Origin of the sequence: Lysinibacillus sp. GbtcB16, assembly GCF_019091145.1 — a bacterium.
In the GTDB taxonomy this organism is placed as follows: domain Bacteria; phylum Bacillota; class Bacilli; order Bacillales_A; family Planococcaceae; genus Lysinibacillus; species Lysinibacillus fusiformis.
This window is the reverse complement of record NZ_JAGXJV010000765.1, coordinates 1-243: the sequence shown is the minus strand read 5'-3', so window position 1 is coordinate 243 and position 243 is coordinate 1. Positions and strand designations below refer to the sequence as shown.

Annotated in this window: 1 pseudogene; it reads left to right on the top strand. The window is 49.8% G+C overall.

Annotated features, from left to right (window positions below):
- A pseudogene (locus tag KVT27_RS25835) lies at positions 1–243 on the top strand (LLM class flavin-dependent oxidoreductase); the annotation flags it as partial.

Below are 243 nucleotides of genomic sequence, written 5' to 3'. Positions count from 1 at the left end.
AGAGGAAGCACAGCGTAAGTATCAAGAAACGGTCAATCTCGTCTCCATTGAGAAAGCCATTATTGCTCTTGGCCGTCCATTCAACGATTTTGATTTCAGTCCCTATCCGCTAGATGAGCCCTTCCCGGATCTTGGTGATTTAGGCGCCAACAGCCAGCAGGGCGGTTCGGAGAAGATCAAGAAATTAGCGAAAGAACAGAACTTAACACTGCGCCAGGTCGCCCTTCGTTTCGCAACGCCAAG